This is a genomic window from Pseudomonas sp. HD57-3 (genome assembly GCF_056113135.1).
On record NZ_CM148568.1, the window covers coordinates 1,555,314 to 1,570,096 of the forward strand.

A 14,783-nucleotide genomic window follows, 5' to 3' on the forward strand; every position below is an offset into this window, starting at 1 on the left:
GGGATGACGTCCCAACGAACCCGTGAGCGCCTGATCCAGCGTCTGTACGAAGAGGGCGTTTCCAACGCCAGCGTGCTGGAAGTGATCCGCCGCACCCCGCGACACCTGTTCGTCGATGAAGCGCTGGCGCACCGTGCCTATGAAGACACCGCGCTGCCGATCGGCAACAACCAGACCATTTCCCAGCCTTATATGGTGGCGCGCATGAGCGAGCTGCTGCTGGAAGCCGGGCCGCTGGATAAAGTGCTGGAGATCGGCACCGGTTCCGGTTACCAGACGGCGGTGCTGTCGCAACTGGTCGAGCGGGTGTTCTCGGTGGAGCGCATCAAGGTGCTGCAGGATCGGGCCAAGGAACGCCTGGTCGAGCTCAACCTGCGCAACGTGGTGTTTCGTTGGGGCGATGGCTGGGAAGGCTGGCCGGCGCTGGCGCCGTATAACGGCATCATCGTCACGGCGGTGGCGACCGATGTGCCTCAGGCTCTGCTTGATCAACTGGCACCGGGCGGGCGGATGGTGATCCCGGTCGGCTCCGGTGAAGTGCAGCAATTGATGCTGATCGTGCGCGAAGAAAACGGCTTCTCCCGACACGTTCTCGGGGCGGTACGTTTCGTGCCATTGCTCAACGGTCCGCTGGCCTGAGCATTTGTTCGGGACCGCTGAATTCCTGTCGAACGCGCCTGTCTTACAGCGGCAGCGAATGTTTAAACAGGATGGATCGTCTACAAGCAAACGTGTGCGCCGAGCCATAGCGCTTCTATAAAGGTAAAGCCGGTTGCGCCCGTTATACTTGCGAAGTTTCATGCCGGAATCGGCATTCCACATTTTTCAGCCACCACAAAGGGAGCGGCGGGTGAGTCTCACAGTCATTGCGCAGCGTATGGGTAACACGAGCTTTCAGCGCCTGGTGACTGGCCTTGTCTTGAGCACCTTGCTGGTCGGTTGCTCCAGCACAAAATCGAACAACGTTCGGGTCGTCGATCGCAACAATGCGGTGGCCCAGCGTCCGGTCGTGACGACCGGGCAGTATGTAGTCCGTCCGGGCGATACTTTGTTTTCCATCGCTTTTCGCTACGGCTGGGACTACAAAGCCCTCGCCGCCCGGAACAATATTCCTACGCCATACACGATCCATCCGGGTCAGACGATTCGCTTCGATGGCCGCACCGGTTCAACGTCGACGGCGGTCGTCACCAACTCCGGTTCCTCAGCGTCTTCGTCCAGCAAAACCACGGTTATCCGGCGCCAGGCAATTGGCACGACAACGACCACAACCACGGGTTCCGGCGCGGCTTCCACTACGGTTGTACCGTCCGTCGCCAACAAGCCAGCACCCACTCCGCTGCCTCCACCGGGCCCGGCCCCGACCGGCTGGGGATGGCCATCTAATGGCATTCTGATTGGTAAATTCTCTTCAAACGGTAGTTTGAATAAAGGAATTGATATCGCCGGAGATTTGGGACAGCCTGTTTTAGCTGCGTCTGATGGGACGGTGGTATACGCCGGGAGTGGCTTAAGGGGCTACGGCGAATTAGTCATCATCAAACACAGCGAAACCTACGTCAGTGCTTACGGACACAACCGTCGGCTGTTGGTACGGGAGGGACAGCAGGTCAAGGTCGGACAGACAATTGCCGAAATGGGGTCAACGGGTACAGACCGGGTGAAACTGCATTTTGAGATTCGCCGACAAGGTAAACCTGTAGATCCGCTGCAGTTCCTGCCAAGACGTTGATTTGCAGACCAGCCTGTTCCGTCGCGTAGAGGGGACAGGCTCCAGCGTTGCCAAGGATAAAGGCGTCGCTTGAGCTTGGGGTCGAACTCACCAAAGGACTATAACAATGGCTCTCAGTAAAGAAGTGCCGGAGTTTGACATCGACGATGAGGTTCTCCTGATGGAGACCGGCATCGATTCGGATTCGATGTCGAATGATGAAGGGGCTGCTCCACCTTCCGTTCGTGCCAAATCCAAACACTCCGCTTCACTTAAACAACATAAGTACATCGATTACACTCGGGCACTCGATGCCACGCAGCTGTACCTCAACGAAATCGGCTTTTCCCCACTGCTCTCCCCGGAAGAAGAAGTTCATTTTGCGCGCTTGTCGCAAAGTGGCGATCCTGCCGGGCGCAAGCGCATGATCGAAAGTAACCTGCGGCTGGTCGTCAAGATCGCCCGGCGTTACGTCAATCGGGGGCTGTCGCTGCTGGATCTGATCGAAGAGGGCAACCTCGGACTGATCCGCGCGGTGGAAAAGTTCGATCCCGAGCGCGGCTTCCGCTTCTCGACCTACGCGACCTGGTGGATTCGTCAGACCATCGAACGCGCGATCATGAATCAGACCCGGACCATCCGGTTGCCGATCCATGTGGTCAAGGAGCTCAACGTGTACCTGCGGGCTGCACGGGAGCTGACGCAAAAGCTCGACCACGAACCTTCACCCGAAGAAATTGCCAACCTGCTGGAAAAACCGGTGGGCGAGGTCAAGCGCATGCTGGGCCTGAACGAGCGGGTTTCTTCGGTCGACGTCTCGCTGGGTCCGGATTCGGATAAAACCCTGCTGGATACCCTGACGGATGATCGTCCGACCGATCCGTGCGAACTGCTGCAGGATGACGACCTGTCGCAGAGCATCGATCAATGGCTCTCGGAACTGACCGACAAGCAACGCGAGGTGGTCGTGCGCCGCTTCGGCCTGCGCGGCCACGAGAGCAGCACGCTGGAAGATGTAGGCCTGGAGATCGGCCTGACCCGGGAACGGGTGAGACAGATCCAGGTTGAAGGCCTCAAGCGCCTTCGTGAAATTCTCGAGAAAAACGGCCTGTCGAGCGAGTCGCTGTTTCAATAAGCCACCCGCATGACCGCTATCCAGAAAGCCCCGACTGGTTCGGGGCTTTTTGTTGGCGCACTGAAAGGGCGGATACGTTCCCAGCTTGTAGGTTTGCGTTGTAAGCCTTTGCTGACTGTATCGTAAGTGTTCGTTATTTTTACACTGCCGCTGAAGGCGATTACGATCGTTGTTGATTCATAACTTAATGATTTATATGGTTATTTTTTAATGTGAAGGGCTTATGACAACAGGCTCGTGCGCTGGAGGCCGGTTGCCCCCGGCGGGGAAATCTCTAGTATCTGGGTTGTGTCGACGGATAGACACGCCCTTCAAGGAAGAGGGGAACGGACATCGCAGGAAGCGATTCATCAGGACGATGAAAAGGAACACAGGGAATAGGGAAAAAATGTGGGCGGGTCAAACCGCCCCTTTTTTTTGCCCGAAGAAAAGCAAAACCGGGAAAAGCAAAAAGGCCCGCGAGGGGCCTTTTCTTCAAACGCGGGACAGATCAGCGTTCGAGGTCTTTGATCTTGCCTTTGACGCCATCCCACTCTTCGGCATCCGGCAGCGATTCTTTTTTCTCGGTGATGTTCGGCCAGATCTCGGCCAGCTCAACGTTCAGCTGAATGAACTCCTGCATCTCTTCCGGAACTTCGTCCTCGGAGAAAATGGCGACGGCCGGGCATTCCGGTTCGCACAGGGCGCAGTCGATGCACTCATCCGGGTGAATCACCAGGAAGTTCGGGCCTTCGTAGAAGCAGTCCACCGGACAGACTTCTACGCAGTCGGTGTACTTGCACTTGATGCAGTTGTCGGTGACGACGAAGGTCATTTCTAATTTTCTCCTCAGGCGGCGGCAGCGTTGCCCCTTCACGGTTGGGGTCGCCAGGTTCGGGAGCGATGTCTGCCAGCCAGGCTATTAGCCAGCAGCATCCCGAACCGCGCGAGATTCTAACAGCTTGAAGCCGTTTGCGTTATATCCGGTTCGTCGGTGCTTAGATCCGGTTCTTTAGTGCATAGAGCATTTCGAGTGCACGACGCGGTGTCACGTCATCCAGATCCAGTTTCGCCAACTCATCCAGCACCGGATGCGGGAGGCTGGCAAACATGTCGCTCTGCTGCGGTGTCGCCGGTTTGCCCTTGGCGGCCGGTTTCGGCGCCTCATGCGGCAGCGCGGTATCTTCCAGGCGGCTCAGGTGCTCACGAGCGCGCACGATCACCTCGCTCGGCACGCCGGCCAGCTGTGCGACCGCAAGGCCATAACTCTGGCTCGCCGGCCCCGGCAACACATGGTGCAGGAACACGATGCGTTCGTTGTGCTCGGTAGCGTTGAGGTGAACGTTGGCCACCAGCGGTTCGGCTTCCGGCAAAACGGTCAGTTCGAAATAGTGCGTCGCAAACAGAGTATAGGCGCGTAGCTGCGCCAGACGTTCCGCTGCTGCCCACGCCAGGGACAGACCGTCGAAGGTGCTGGTGCCGCGACCGACTTCGTCCATCAGCACCAGGCTGCGCTCGGTGGCATTGTGCAGGATGTTCGCGGTTTCGCTCATTTCCACCATGAAGGTCGAACGCCCGCCAGCGAGGTCGTCGCTGGAACCGATCCGGGTGAAGATCCGGTCCACCAGCGACAGTTCGCAACTGGCCGCCGGCACGAAGCTGCCGATGTGGGCCAGCAGCACGATCAGTGCAGTCTGGCGCATATAGGTGGATTTACCGCCCATGTTCGGGCCGGTGATCACCAGCATGCGGGTGTTGTCGTCCAGGCTCAGGTCGTTGGCCACGAACGGCGTGGTCAGCACTTGCTCGACCACCGGGTGACGACCCTGGGAAATGCGCATGCACGGTTCGCTGACGAAGGTCGGGCAATTCAGGTCGAGATTCAGCGCACGCTCGGCGAGGTTGCTCAGTACGTCCAGTTCGGCCAGCGCGCCAGCGGTGTCCTGCAACGGCGGCAACTGGCTGATCAGATCTTCCAGCAACGCCTCGTAGAGCATCTTCTCGCGAGCCAGAGCGCGGCTCTTGGCCGACAGCGCCTTGTCTTCGAACTCTTTCAGTTCTGGTGTGATGAAGCGCTCGGCACCTTTAAGGGTCTGACGGCGGATGTAGTCTGCCGGCGCCGACTCGGCCTGCTTGCTCGGCAATTCGATGAAGTAACCGTGGATGCGGTTGTAGCCGACTTTCAGGTTGGCGAGGCCGGTGCGGGCCTTTTCCCGGGCTTCCAGATCGATCAGGAACTGGCCTGCGTTCTCGCTCAGCGATTGCAGCTCGTCGAGTTCACTGTCGTAACCGGTTTTCAGCACGCCGCCGTCACGGATGACCGCCGGCGGGTTGTCGATGATGGCTTTTTCCAGCAGCGCCGCCAGTTCCGGGTAGGTGCTGGTGGTGGACGCCAGACGCTGCAGGTGCGGTGCTTCCAGATCGGTCATCGCCACTTGCAGTTCAGGCAGTGCGCCGAGTGCATCACGCAGGCGTGCAAGGTCGCGAGGGCGGGCATTGCGCAGGCCGATCCGCGCCAGGATCCGCTCGATGTCGCCGATTTCCTTGAGCTGCGGTTGCAGGTTTTCAAAGCGATAGCGGTCGAGCAGGCAAGTGATCGAGGTCTGACGAGCCAGCAGCACGGTCAGGTCGCGCAGCGGACGGTTGAGCCAACGGGTCAGCAAACGGCTGCCCATGGCGGTCTGGCAACGGTCGACCACCGATTGCAGGGTGTTGTCGCGGCCACCAGCCAAGTTGGTGTCGAGCTCCAGGTTACGGCGGCTGGCGCCGTCCAGCACCACGGTGTCGTCCAGCCGCTCATGGCGCAGGCTGCGCAGATGGGGCAGGGCGGTGCGCTGGGTTTCCTTGGCATATGCCAGCAGGCAACCGGCGGCGCCGATCGCCAGGGTCAGGGTTTCGCAGCCGAAGCCTTTCAGATCCTGAGTGGAGAATTGCTGACAGAGACTTTTCAGCGCCGAGTCGCGCTCGAAATCCCACGGTGCGCGACGACGTACCCCACGGCGTTTTTCCGCCGGCAGATCCTTTGGCCAGTCATCCGGGATCAGCAACTCGACCGGATTGACCCGCTCCAGCTCCGCCAGCAGGTTCTCCCAGCCCTTGATCTCCAGCACGGTGAAGTTGCCGCTGGTGATGTCCAGCACGGCGAGGCCGAACAGGCGCTCGTCGCCCAGCACCGCCGCGATCAGGTTGTCGCGACGCTCATCCAGCAACGCCTCGTCGCTGACGGTGCCCGGGGTGATGATCCGCACCACCTGACGTTCCACCGGGCCTTTACTGGTAGCCGGGTCGCCAACCTGTTCGCAGATCACCACCGACTCGCCGAGCTTGACCAGCTTCGCCAGGTAGCCTTCCGCCGCGTGATACGGAATCCCGCACATCGGAATCGCCTGACCCGCCGACTGCCCGCGCGCGGTCAGGGTGATGTCCAGCAACTTGGCCGCCTTCTTCGCGTCTTCGTAGAATATCTCGTAGAAGTCGCCCATGCGGTAGAACATCAGCTGGTCCGGGTGCTGATTCTTCAGGCGCCAGTACTGCTGCATCATCGGAGTGTGGGAGGACAGGTCGGAGACGGCTTTATTCATCGGATTGTCAGGCAACTCGTTCAAAGGTGTGGGGCAAAAGCGCGGCAGTGGCCGGGCATTTCCGCGATGGGCGCAAGGTTACCATGGGCGGTCTGTCGGACGCAGGCATCGCGGCCGGGTGACAGCTATCCGGCTTGAAAAGGTCGACTATGCACGATTTATGCAAATCAGCATTTGTCTTCGCGAAAAACTTCAAGCACTATGCGCGTTATGCAAAAACGCAACGTATCTACCGTCTTAAGAGCACTGCTCGACCAGCACGGGATCTCCCCCACGGAGCTCCACCGTCGCACCGGCGTGCCTCAATCCACGCTCTCGCGGATTCTCAGCGGGAAGATCGTCGATCCTTCGGATAAACACATCTCGAAGATCGCCGAGTACTTTGCCGTGAGCACAGATCAGTTGCGCGGGCGCGCGGATGTTGCGCCCGCCGCCAACGCCGGACGCGACGAGTTGCATTCCGAACTCAAGGACATAAGCCTGTGGGACGACGACACCCCCGTCGATGACGACGAGGTGTCGGTGCCCTTTCTTCGCGAGGTTGAATTGGCTGCTGGATCAGGAAGATTCGTCATCGAAGAGAGCGAACGCTCCAGCCTGCGCTTCGGCAAGCGCAGCCTGCGCCATAACGGTGTGCAGTTCGATCAGGCCAAATGCGTGACGGTACGGGGCAACAGCATGTTGCCGGTACTGCGCGACGGCGCCACGGTCGGCGTCAATGCCGGCAAGTGCGGGATCGGCGACATCATTGATGGCGATCTTTATGCGATCAACCACAACGGTCAATTGCGAGTGAAGCAGCTCTATCGCCTGCCTACCGGTATCCGTCTGCGCAGCTTCAATCGCGATGAACACCCGGACGAGGACTACAGCTTCCAGGATATGCAGGAAGAGCAGATCGTCATCCTCGGTCACGTCTTCTGGTGGGGCATGTACGCCCGATAACCTGATTCCTTTCTGACAAAACCCGCCTCGGCGGGTTTTTTTTCGCCTGTAGAAAACCGGCCAACCCTTGAACGACGGGGCTTTCATGCATCCGTGCATTTCTCGTGCATAAATAAATGCATTTGCGCATTGACTGTATATGCATCCATGCATATTCTTGCCACCAAGCCGCTCGACAAAGCGGCTGGCAACAACAGCTCTTTAGTTCCACAAGAACAGGCAGCGATGAACCGGCCTCAACGGTTCAGAGGGTTGGCAACTGGCCCGGGTGTGCAGCGTAAAGCACCAGAAGCAGTTATCCGGCGGGCAGGGACCGCGGTCGGAAAAACAATTTGAATGGACTCGTACCGCGCCAGTAGCGCCGAAAAGTCAGCTTCCTTCACGAACACAGGATTGAAGGAAGGCGAAGGAGCGCATTACTGAAAAGCCCGGCCAATTGCCGGGCTTTTTGGAATGCCTGCCAGGTTTCATCACCGCACGCATCTGGATCAACAACAAACCAAGGAGTTAAACCATGAATCTCTATGCACTGGTTGAATACAGCAAAGTCACCCAGCTGAGAGAAAGTGAGGTCATCCCGGACGCACCGGCTTCGCCGACGTCCTTCTGGGTTGATGTCACCGGTAACAGCGAAATTCGTGTGGGTTGGTCGGCGACCTTTAATGAGGTCTGGACATTTACCCCGCCGTCCGACGAAGACCTGCGTAACGAAGCCGAGCAACAGAAATGGCAATTGCTGAATTTTGCCGCCAACTGGCTGCTGCTGAATTCCCTGCAGTTCAAAGTTGACCTCGGCGTCGCTTCGGCCGCGGACGAGGCTCAGTTGCTGGCGCACAAGCAGTATTCGATTGCCGTCAGCGACATCGATAAGCAGCCGGGTTATCCGGCAAATATTGTCTGGCCAGTAGCTCCTTACTGACAGCCTGCGATATCAACTGACCGGGTGCGACTGTCCCAGGCGCTCAGCCAGTTCAGTCATCGGGAGCGCATTACTGAAAAGCCCGGACTCTGCGCCGGGCTTTTTGGAATGCCTACCTCAAGAGAAATCGTTTGAACCCAACACACACCACTCATCCATCACACCAGGAGGCGTGACATGACAAACGAGCAACAAGCGTTGGCGGACATGCCGATCTGGCTGGTCATTCTGCTCGCCCTGGTGGGCGGCGTATCCGGCGAAATGTGGCGCGCTGACAAGGAGGGCGCACGCGGCTGGGCGTTGATCCGGCGTCTGGCGTTGCGTTCCGGGGCCTGCGTTATCTGCGGAGTGTCGGCGATCATGCTGCTGTATGCCGCCGGTATGTCCATCTGGGCCGCGTGCGCGATCGGTTGCCTGACAGCAATGGCCGGTGCCGACGTAGCCATCGGTCTTTATGAACGCTGGGCCGCCAAGCGCATTGGCGTCTGCGAAATCCCGCCCCGCGACTCACAGTAAACCCTTCACTTTCCTGCCTCGTTGCACTGTGTGCGGCGGGACTTCGCGTGGACATCAGAAAAGGAGGTCAAGCATGCCCACACCGATTCAGCAGCCTTCGCAGCTGTTCACGGCGATGGCGACAGCCTTGCGCAACAACGCCGACCTGAACGTGCAGGTCGGTAATCACGATGACTTCACGGCCCCCGGCGACAAGGCCTGGGTGCTGATCGACATCGAGCGAAATGCACCGGGGGAGCGCGCCGCCAACGGGCGCATCGCTCATGTGCTGACGCTGTCGCTGCAAATCATTCCGGCGCTGTCTGCCACGGCGTTTGCGGCGTGCGATTTAATCGCCGCACTGAAAAACCTGGTCACCGACAACCGCTGGGGCTTGCCTGGCGAGCAATGCGATCTGCCGATGAACATTGATGGATTGCCGTCAGTGCTCATCCGCGCCGATCAGCCGAACAAAGCCTGGACCCTGTCGTTCAACCAGACGCTCTACCTCGGCCCGACTCTGCTGGACGATCCGCTCGGCACGCCGAAATTCGCCCGCACCTGGGAAGTCAGCGACATCGACGACCCCGACCAATACACCTCGCTGGAGGCCTGACCGATGTTCGACGCGTTACTGCGAATGCAGCTGGGCCCGATCATCGAGCGCCTGGCCGAGATGGAAGCAGAGATCGAAGACCTGCACCGGCGCGCCGAGAGTTATTGCCGCATCGGCATCTGTCAGGACGTCGATGCCGCGAGCAACACCTGCAGGGTCAGCCACGGTGGATTACTGACACCCGCCATCAAGTTCTTCAACCCCAGCGCCGGCGCGCAGAGTGAGTCGCGGATCCCGACGGTGGGCGAACAGTGTCTGCTGTTCAACTACGGCAGCGGTGAAAGCGGCGCGCAAAGCGTGGCGCTGTTCGGCCTGAACAGTGACCGTTTTCCGCCGACCTCGACGGTGCCGACGTTGACTCGTCGCGTCCATCAGGACGGCAGCGAAAGCGGCTACGACGACGCGACGCACACCCTGCATTGGCAAAACGGTCCGGCCGCCTTCAACGGTTCTCGCGAAGCGCTTGAGCTGAGCATCGGTCCGGCACGGCTGGCGATGACCCCGCAAGCGATCAACCTGCAACTGGGCGCGGTCGGCCTGACCATCGACGCCTCGGGCGTGCATTTCAGCGGCCCGTTGGTGGATCACCAGGGCCGCGTCATCAGCCCCTGAATCAAGAGCTTCCCATGATCGGAATCGATAGAGACAGCGGGGCCACGGTCGACGACTGGCTGCAGTTCGTGCAGCGCGCGACCCGGGCCCTGACCACGCCGCTGGGCACCCGGCAAAAACGGCCCTTATACGGTTCGCTGATCCCCACGCTGCTGGGGCAGAACCTGGGCGACGACATCCTGTTGCTCGCCCAGAGCCACGCAGCCCAGGCGTTCTACAACCCGCAAAATGGCATCAGCGATTTCCAGCCCGGCGTCATCGTCGCCACCCGACAGGGCGCGGGATTGCTGTTGCGATTCGCCGGCACCTGGAAAAACCGCCAACAGACTTTCGAGGTTGTGACATGAGCATGTTGATCCCCGGCCAGAACCAGTTGGCCGAACCCTCCTTGATCAAGGTCGATGCCTTCGAGGATCTGCTCGCCGAGTTCAAGACCTTCGTCATCGAGTACGTCGGCGCACGCTCGCCGCAGAGCGCGGAAAAACTCAAGACCAGCCTGGAAAACGAAAGCGAACTGCTGACCCTCGCGCTTGAAGCTTTCTGCGTTCGCCTGCAAACCCACGAACGCAAATACAACGCCCGGATCAAGCAGATGCTGGCGTGGTGGGCCACCGGCAGCAATCTTGATGCGCGGCTGGCGGACATGGGCCTGGAGCGACAGTTGCTCGATCCGGGCGACCCGGCGGCATTCCCGCCGGTACCGGCGATTTACGAGAGCGACGATGACGCCCGGCTGCGCTATTACCTGGCGCCCCATGCGCCGGCAGCAGGTTCGCGGATGCAGTATCGCCGCGAGGTGTTCACCTTGGGCGAACGGCCGACGGTGAAAGTCGAATCCACCGATGCGGGTGTCGTGAATGTCACTTACACCTTCGACCCGGACGGCCTCGCCGCGCAGGTCAAAGACGGTAACGGCCGTCGCACTGCACCGGGTGAAGTGCAAGTCACTGTGCTTGCCCGCGAGGGCGACGGTACACCGTCCCCGACGCTGCTCGAAGGCGTACGTCGACACTTTGCACGGCCCGACGTTTGTCCCGAGACGGACAAGGTGACGGTGCAGGCCGCCGAGATTCAGCGCTACAAAATCCGCGTGGTGGCGAAGATCAATTCCGGTCCGGATTCGGGCCTGACCAAAGTCGCCGCGCAGCAGCATTTGCAGGCCTACGCCGACAGCTGCCATCGCCTGGAAGGCCGGGTCGATCCGAGCTGGATCGACTACACGCTGCACAGCGCCGGCGCCGTGCAATTGCAGATTCTTGAACCTCTGGATTCCGTTGTGTGCTCGGCGTTTCAAGCGCCGTACTGCACGGCGGTCGAAGTCGAGGTGCAGACGCTATGACCGATCAGACACCGAGTCCGACCCTGCTGCCGGCGAACAGCTCGGCGCTGGAACGGGCACTCGACATCGGCTTCGGCGCATTGCTTGACCGCGTCGCGCCGCCGTTTCCCGAACTGATGAACCCGGCTTCGACACCCGTCGCATTCCTGCCGTATCTCGCGGCGGATCGTGGTGTTGCCGAGTGGAGCACCGACGCACCGGAAGCGGAAAAGCGCCTGACCGTCGAACTGGCCTGGCCCACCGCGCGCCAGGCCGGCACTCGCAAGGCGCTGGAGAACGCCGCCAAGGGGTTGCAGCTCAGGCCGGAAATCCGCGCCTGGTACGAACAGACCCCGCCCGGCGAGCCTTACAGCTTTTCCGTGCGGGCCTTCAGCGAACAACCCTACAGCGAAGAAATCGACGCCCGTCTAGACCGGCGCCTGGCTGATGCCAAGAGCGAGCGGGACGTGCTGTCGGTGTCGGTCGGCCTCAGCGCCTTCGGCAATCACGTCATCGGCGCCGCGACCTTCTGCGGTGAGCTGACCACGGTTTATCCGGTGTTCCTCGAAGGGCTCGAGACATCCGGCGAGGCCTTCATGGCGGCGGCGCTGTACACCGTCGAAACATCCACTATTTATCCTCAGGGGGCCTGAATGGCTGACTATTACACCCTGCTCACCAACGCAGGGATTGCCTACGAAACCGCCTGCAAGGCAGCGGGCGTACCGATCAAGTTGACGCAGATTTCCGTCGGCGACGGTGGCGAGGGCGGGGTCTACAACCCGGCAGCAACCGCCACCGCGCTGAAGCGCGAAGTCTGGCGCGGTCCGCTCAACGCGTTGTTCCAGGACGAGAAGAATCCGAGCTGGCTGCTCGCCGAAGTCACCATCCCGCCGGACGTCGGTGGCTGGTACGTGCGTGAAGCCGGTCTGTGGACCGACACCGGCATTCTCTACGCGATCGTCAAATACCCGGAGTCGTTCAAGCCGGTTCTGGCTAACTCCGGCTCGGGCAAGGAGTTCTACATCCGCTCGATTTTCGAGACCAGCAATGCCTCGCTGGTGACGCTGCTGATCGACGACACCGTGGTCAAGGCCACTCGCGCCTGGGTCATGAGTTATCTCGCCGAAGAACTCGGCAAACTCGATGGCAAGCAATCGGTACGTGTCGCCGCCACCGCCAACGTGGTGTTGAACGGTGCACAGCAGATCGACGGCGTGGCGGTGATCGCCGGTGATCGCGTGTTGCTGCCGAACCAGACCCTGGCCAAGGACAACGGCCTGTGGATCGTCGCCAACGGTAACTGGATTCGGGCGAATGATGCCAACGTCAGCGCCAAGGTCACGCCAGGCCTGACGGTGATGGTGGAAGAGGGCACGCTCAACGGCGATTCGCTGTGGCACCTGACCACCAATGCGCCAATTACCCTCGGCACAACCGCGTTGACATTCAAGATGCTCGCGGGGCGTACCGGGATTGCTGCCGGCACCTACAAAAGTCTGAGCGTCGACGAATACGGTCGCGCGACGGCCGGGTCGAATCCCGACACGCTGGCCGGTTTCGGCATCAAGGATTCGTACACCAAGGCTGAAGTCGAGGCGCTGATTGCCAAGGCCTCGGCGCTGCCGGTGGGCTCGATTGTGGCCTTCCCTGTCGATACTCCGCCACCGGGTTTTCTTGAGCTGGACAACAGCGTCAAGAGCAGCGCGACCTACCCGGACTTGAGCGCCTATCTGGGCGGCAAGTTCAACAAGGGGGATGAGGGTGTCGGGAATTTCCGCTTGCCGGAGGCGCGTGGGGAGTTTTTGCGCGGTTGGGATCATGGGCGGGGTGTAGACGCGGGGCGTCAAGTCAGCAGTTTTCAGGCGGATGAACTCAAGTCTCACAGTCACAGGTATTTTGATGGCGCAGCTGCGAACATTGACCCTTTCGGGGGGACCGCAGCGGGCATTGTCAACGGAGTCGTGACACCTCCCGCCACAGGCGGTTTTTTGGCTACTTCAGGGCCTGACTCCAACAACCTGACCTCCCCAACTACAACCGTTAACTCCGGGGGGATTGAAACTCGTCCGCGCAACATCGCCGTCATGTGGTGCATCAAGGCCTGGAACGCCCCGGTCAATCAGGGAAACATCGACGTAGCCGCGCTGGCAAAGGAAGTGGAAAGGCTCAAGTCAGCCGTACCGGTTGGTGCCGTCATGGCTTTTCCGACAGGGCTTGTTCCACCCGGCTATCTCGAACTGGATGGCAGTGTGCAAAGCATTGCGACCTATCCGGATCTGGCGGCGTATCTCGGCACGACTTACAACAAGGGTAATGAGGGCGCGGGTAACTTCCGATTGCCGGAGTCTCGTGGCGAGTTCCTGCGCGGGTGGGATCATGGTCGTGGCGTTGATGCAGGTCGAGCAATCGGTACTGCACAGACCGAGGAGTTCAAGGCACACAACCATCGTTACTTTGACGGTACTGCCGCGACGGTGGATCCAGCCGGAGGATGGCAGGCTGGCACGATCAACGGCGCGGCGGCATCAATTTCCGCTGGAGCATTTCTGTCCGGTGTAGATTCTGGTATCGCCATGCAAATGGTGAATGCCCAGAACACCGTCAACTCTGGCGGTACAGAAACCCGCCCGCGCAACGTCGCCGTCATGTGGTGCATCAAGGCCTGGAACGCTCCGGTGAATCAGGGAAGCATCGATATGGCTGCGCTCTCCGATGATCTGCGACAGCTTTCCCTGAGTGGACCCATTGCAGGAAATGCTCGAGATGTACGGGTCTCCATTCCGCTTGCTTCTCCCACCGCGACGTTTACCGCTTCCGAGATTGTTCTGGGCGATGCGAACGGCAAAAGGGTCGTTATCTCCAGTTTCAGCCAGACCATCAATCTGCCGTCTTCGGTGAAGGGACTCGGGGCGATGAATGTCGGAGCCGCACCGGTCAATGGATTTGTCGCGGTGTACGCGCTCTACAATCCGGTTTCCAGGTCCTCGGGCATTATCGCGGTCAACGCTACCAGCACGATGGCTCCCAATATGCTCGCAGGCGTTGCTCCTGACGGGTATGCGTTTTCCGCGCTCATCAGCATTTTGCCGACGAACGCCAGTGGTCAATTCGAGGTGGCAGAACAGTTTGATCGTCAAGTTTTCTCTGGCGCGCAAGTGTTGTCGACAACAGCCCCGGCGCTGACCCTTACAGGGTTATCGATTTCTACCGCCGTCCCGTTGAATGCCAAGTCGGTTTCCGGAAACTTTCAAGGCACAGTGTCGGCCAATGGATACAGCATGGCGCTTGCTGCATCACCTGCTGCCATTGGTCTTCAGACGTTTATTGTGAACTTCTCCGGAACAGGCGGTGGTTCATTTCTGAATATTCCCCTGCTATCGCCGCAGACGCTGTTTTATCGGCTGACCAGCGCCGGCACCTTCAGTACTTTTGTACTCACGACGAATAGTTACAGATTCTAAAGGGTGAA

14 protein-coding genes are annotated in these 14,783 nt (G+C 59.9%); 12 read left to right on the forward strand and 2 right to left on the reverse strand.

Going from position 1 to position 14,783, the window contains the following annotated elements:
- Window positions 1–3: 3 nt before the first annotated feature.
- The 3 genes from AC0R79_RS06900 to rpoS all read left to right on the forward strand — a co-directional run bounded on the left by AC0R79_RS06900 (window position 4) and on the right by rpoS (window position 2,846).
- On the forward strand, window positions 4–639 hold the full coding sequence (locus AC0R79_RS06900; RefSeq protein WP_170844894.1) for a protein-L-isoaspartate(D-aspartate) O-methyltransferase: 636 nt from the start codon (window positions 4–6) through the stop codon (window positions 637–639).
- A gap of 211 nt (window positions 640–850) precedes the next feature.
- Window positions 851–1,732 carry a peptidoglycan DD-metalloendopeptidase family protein gene (locus AC0R79_RS06905; protein WP_474733817.1) on the forward strand — a complete coding sequence of 294 codons (882 nt, stop codon included), beginning with the start codon at window positions 851–853 and terminating at the stop codon, window positions 1,730–1,732.
- 106 nt (window positions 1,733–1,838) lie between these two features.
- On the forward strand, window positions 1,839–2,846 hold the full coding sequence (gene rpoS / locus AC0R79_RS06910; RefSeq protein ID WP_007954831.1) for an RNA polymerase sigma factor RpoS: 1,008 nt from the start codon (window positions 1,839–1,841) through the stop codon (window positions 2,844–2,846).
- 490 nt (window positions 2,847–3,336) lie between these two features.
- Here the strand turns inward: rpoS and fdxA are convergent, their stop codons facing one another.
- Window positions 3,337–3,660, reverse strand: coding sequence for a ferredoxin FdxA (gene fdxA, locus AC0R79_RS06915; protein WP_007908827.1), 324 nt, complete (start codon window positions 3,658–3,660; stop codon window positions 3,337–3,339).
- 163 nt (window positions 3,661–3,823) lie between these two features.
- Window positions 3,824–6,406 carry a DNA mismatch repair protein MutS gene (mutS, locus tag AC0R79_RS06920; protein ID WP_375745683.1) on the reverse strand — a complete coding sequence of 861 codons (2,583 nt, stop codon included), beginning with the start codon at window positions 6,404–6,406 and terminating at the stop codon, window positions 3,824–3,826.
- Window positions 6,407–6,616: 210 nt separating this feature from the next.
- Here mutS and AC0R79_RS06925 point away from each other — a divergent pair, with 210 nt between their 5' ends.
- The 9 genes from AC0R79_RS06925 to AC0R79_RS06965 all read left to right on the forward strand — a co-directional run bounded on the left by AC0R79_RS06925 (window position 6,617) and on the right by AC0R79_RS06965 (window position 14,775).
- On the forward strand, window positions 6,617–7,351 hold the full coding sequence (locus tag AC0R79_RS06925; protein WP_041475154.1) for an XRE family transcriptional regulator: 735 nt from the start codon (window positions 6,617–6,619) through the stop codon (window positions 7,349–7,351).
- Between the two features lie 514 nt (window positions 7,352–7,865).
- Window positions 7,866–8,270, forward strand: coding sequence for a tail fiber assembly protein (locus AC0R79_RS06930; RefSeq protein WP_474733820.1), 405 nt, complete (start codon window positions 7,866–7,868; stop codon window positions 8,268–8,270).
- Between the two features lie 177 nt (window positions 8,271–8,447).
- Complete coding sequence (locus AC0R79_RS06935) at window positions 8,448–8,786, forward strand: phage holin family protein (RefSeq protein WP_064593815.1); 339 nt, start codon at window positions 8,448–8,450, stop codon at window positions 8,784–8,786.
- A 73-nt stretch (window positions 8,787–8,859) separates the two neighbouring features.
- The gene (locus tag AC0R79_RS06940) at window positions 8,860–9,381 is read left to right on the forward strand and encodes a hypothetical protein (RefSeq protein ID WP_474733822.1); all 522 of its coding nucleotides are present in this window, start codon (window positions 8,860–8,862) and stop codon (window positions 9,379–9,381) included.
- 3 nt (window positions 9,382–9,384) lie between these two features.
- A complete protein-coding gene (locus AC0R79_RS06945; RefSeq protein ID WP_273896392.1) occupies window positions 9,385–9,993 on the forward strand; it encodes a phage baseplate assembly protein V in 609 nt (202 codons plus the stop codon).
- 14 nt (window positions 9,994–10,007) lie between these two features.
- Complete coding sequence (locus AC0R79_RS06950; RefSeq protein ID WP_085683341.1) at window positions 10,008–10,340, forward strand: phage baseplate protein; 333 nt, start codon at window positions 10,008–10,010, stop codon at window positions 10,338–10,340.
- Window positions 10,337–11,332: a baseplate J/gp47 family protein gene (locus AC0R79_RS06955; RefSeq protein ID WP_474733825.1), complete on the forward strand. Its 996-nt coding sequence runs from the start codon at window positions 10,337–10,339 to the stop codon at window positions 11,330–11,332. The genes AC0R79_RS06950 and AC0R79_RS06955 overlap by 4 nt, the downstream gene beginning before the upstream one ends.
- A complete protein-coding gene (locus AC0R79_RS06960) occupies window positions 11,329–11,964 on the forward strand; it encodes a phage tail protein I (RefSeq protein WP_127797076.1) in 636 nt (211 codons plus the stop codon). The genes AC0R79_RS06955 and AC0R79_RS06960 overlap by 4 nt, the downstream gene beginning before the upstream one ends.
- Complete coding sequence (locus AC0R79_RS06965) at window positions 11,965–14,775, forward strand: phage tail-collar fiber domain-containing protein (protein WP_474733827.1); 2,811 nt, start codon at window positions 11,965–11,967, stop codon at window positions 14,773–14,775.
- Window positions 14,776–14,783: the final 8 nt, after the last annotated feature.